This window comes from Ilyobacter sp. (assembly GCF_041583315.1).
Taxonomy (GTDB): domain Bacteria; phylum Fusobacteriota; class Fusobacteriia; order Fusobacteriales; family Fusobacteriaceae; genus Ilyobacter.
The window spans coordinates 1-2,895 of sequence record NZ_JBFHGC010000376.1 but is presented as its reverse complement, the minus strand read 5'-3'; the positions used below and the strand labels follow the sequence as shown (position 1 = coordinate 2,895).

General features: G+C 30.7%; 2 protein-coding genes. Both read right to left on the bottom strand.

Translation table 11 applies throughout. The features are described 5' to 3' along the window. Nucleotides 1-213: 213 nt before the first annotated feature. On the bottom strand, nucleotides 214-1,230 hold the full coding sequence (locus ABZA26_RS11650; protein WP_372714693.1) for a molybdopterin-binding protein: 1,017 nt from the start codon (nucleotides 1,228-1,230) through the stop codon (nucleotides 214-216). A gap of 234 nt (nucleotides 1,231-1,464) precedes the next feature. Then, nucleotides 1,465-2,466 carry a LacI family DNA-binding transcriptional regulator gene (locus ABZA26_RS11645; protein WP_372714692.1) on the bottom strand — a complete coding sequence of 334 codons (1,002 nt, stop codon included), beginning with the start codon at nucleotides 2,464-2,466 and terminating at the stop codon, nucleotides 1,465-1,467. Between the last annotated feature and the right edge of the window lie 429 nt (nucleotides 2,467-2,895).

Sequence of the window (2,895 nt, the reverse complement as noted above, 5' to 3'; positions counted from 1 at the left end):
TAGCTCAGTAGGTAGAGCAATACCATGGTAAGGTAGAGGTCGCCGGTTCGACTCCGGCAGGTGGCACCATTAAAAATAATAGTTAGAGCAGACCTTTTAAAGTCTGCTTTTTTTGTTTTAATTGTCTATTTGACAAGGTGAACTTTATACTTCTAATGACTAGGAAGGTCATATTAAATTTACACTAAATTTGGGATACTCCCAATGATAACTTTACTTCCCAAACGAACAGTTGGGATATCTACATATTTCACAGTCTTGGCAGAGACCTCCGTGTCCATATTTCATAATCTCTTCTACGCTAAGTTTTTCTTCTGCTAGTATTCTTGGCAAAACTAGATCAAATACAGTTTTTTTGCAGTACATGACACAGCCAGGAAGCCCCATAATTGGTATTCCATTTAAGTATGAAAGTAAAAACATTGATCCTGGCAACACAGGGGATCCATAGGTTATTAGTTCTCCTCCCAGTTCAATAATGGATGAAGGTGTTAGGTCATCTGGGTCTACAGACATTCCGCCTGTACACATTATGATTTCTGCTCCGTTATCTATATGAGTTTTTATTGCATTCTTTATCATCTCTTTATCATCTGGGACTATTATTTGACCTATTACATCACAGTTGTATTCTTTTATCTTAGATTCCACTACGGGTCCAAATTTGTCTATTATTCTTCCATGATACACCTCATTTCCAGTTGTCACTATTCCCACCTTTTTATTTTTAAAAGCCTTCACATTTATAAGTTTTTCGTCTGTAATATTTTTCACCTGCTCCATTTTGGATTTTTTTATAACAAGTGGAATTACCCTTGCTGCCCCTACTTTTTCACCTTTCTTTACAGGGATATTTTGTGGGAGTGTAGCAAAAGACATTTGTCCTAGCATATTCAATTGAAATAATTTTTCAACGTTTACCTTAAGAAGTCCGTCTGTCGATGCTAAAAAATCTAGCTTTCCCTCTTTTATCTCTTCGCCTATCTCTATATTTTCACCTTTTCCCACATCTCCCAGGATTAATGCTGCATCATTTTCATGGAGATCATCTTCCATCAGCTCCAATATATAAATATGATCCTTTCCAAGGCTAAGAAGTTTTTCTATATCTTCTTTTCTTATCACATGTCCCTTTTTAAAAGCTCTTCCTTTGAATTTCCCAGGAATAATTTCTGTTATATCATGGGATAAGACATATCCCACTGCATCTATTGTATTTATTTTTTTCATATTTATCTCCCCATATTTTTTGATCTTAGTTTTATTTATAAATGTCTGTTAATTTTTTTCAATGAAGTACATTTTAAGAATGATTATCGAATCACTGGTATTAAAAAGAGTGATAACCTAAATACAGATTATCACTCATAAAATTAAGTTGAAAAACTGACAAACTCACTGGAAGTTATTTATATGAATTTTAATTTAAAGGTTTCTTTCACTAGAATTTAATTTTCATGTAGATCAAATTTTTGAAGCACTTTTTCGTATACTTAATTTATAGTTAATAAGAATTTCCTTATCTATAATGGTTTTATTTTCGATTGTATTTAACATTAATTCCGCCGCCTTTTCACCTGCAGAATAATTGTCAAAACTAGCAGTTGTAAGACTTGGAGAATAGTATCTTGATTCTTCACATTCATCAATCCCAACAACAGAAAAATCTTCAGGAATTTTGTACCCCTCCTCTATAAGTGAGTACATTGTAGCCATTGCCTTTCTGTAACTGACTGCAAAAAAAGCAGTAGGCTTATTCTCCGAATTTTTCATTATTTCCTTTACATTTTCTACAGTGGAAGTCATTTCCCAGTCTCCATCACAAATAATGCTTTCATCAATTTCAATATTATGTTCCATAAGAGCAGATATATAGCCTTCTTTTCTTAGTTTCGAAAATTCATAATTAGTGTACTTTACAGAAAGACATGCAATTCTTCTATGCCCGTTCTCTATTAAATAATTTACCACTGATCTTGCTGCATTGAAATGATCATATTTAACACAGGGTAAGTTTAATTTTTTATTTGACTGACCTAAGAAAACAACAGGATATTTTACTTTTTTTAATGCATCAATATGTTGATCAGTTACTTCTGTAGCAAAATATATAAGTCCTTCAACACGTTTTTTCTCCAGAAAATCGAAATAACCTAATTCATCCTCCACATTTGATTGAGTATTGATTAGTATTATACTATAACCTTTATTTTTTAGATAATTACTAATCCCCTGTACAGCCAAAGAAAATGTTGCCAAATCAATTCTAGGAAGCATTACACCTATTGTATTGCTTTTATTCTTAACAAATTCTCTGGCTAATAAATTGGGTTTATATCCATTTTCTTTTATTATTTCATCAATTTTTTCTTTAGTTTTTGGGCTAACATACGCAGTTCCATTGATTGCCCTAGAAACAGTGGCAATGGAAACATTTGCTAATTTTGCAATATCTTTTATATTCATATTTTAGTCCTTTTTATGTTTTTATTTTTTAATGTGGAAACGTTTTCTTAATAAAATAATTTATCATATATAAAATTTTATGTCAATTTCAAGTAATATAAAATTACTTTGAATAGTAAAATTTTATATTCTAAATCCTTCTTCATAATCACCTTCAATCGTTCTATATCCAATTAATTATAGAACTTAAAAAACAAAAAAGTTAACATTCTGGTTAAGATATTCTACCCTTAAACAAACTAATCTTTTACCTGATTTAAGGTTAATGATTTCAAGAGAAAAAGAATATTGATAAAATTAGACCTTACAGAATAAACTGATATATTAATAAAAAAAAAGTTGACAACTCAAAACGGTTGATATATACTATTAATCAGATACAGAAACAACATGACTTGCATAAATGCAACATCTTTTTAAAAGGCATCT